Below are 302 nucleotides of genomic sequence, written 5' to 3'. Positions count from 1 at the left end.
CTGCTGTCGTTACTAATACAGCCATTGCCACAGCAATCAGACCATATTCAATCGCAGTTACGCCGCGTTCATCGTTCTTGAATTGAGATAAAAACATGGTTGTCTTCACGTATAGCTTAGTAATCATTATTTATTCCTATAAGGGCTGTTGAAAATTCGTCGCCATTATAATTAGCAGGTCAAAGGTAAGGAAAATAACCCCTATCGACTTTATCAATAGGCAGAGCAAAAAATGATCAAAATAAAATACCACCTAATACTAATTATGAAAATAAATCCATATGTAACAGCAAGTTACATAT

General features: G+C 34.8%; 1 protein-coding gene. It reads right to left on the bottom strand.

Going from position 1 to position 302, the window contains the following annotated elements:
* On the bottom strand, positions 1-127 hold a 127-nt coding region (locus BCT81_RS25725; protein ID WP_133152728.1), incomplete at its 3' end, for a Flp family type IVb pilin.
* Positions 128-302 lie beyond the last annotated feature (175 nt).

Source organism: Vibrio sp. 10N.261.52.A1, from assembly GCF_002876325.1.
Lineage (GTDB): Bacteria > Pseudomonadota > Gammaproteobacteria > Enterobacterales > Vibrionaceae > Vibrio > Vibrio chagasii.
Note: the sequence above shows the minus strand (reverse complement) of the source record. Positions and strands in the feature narration are given on the sequence as shown.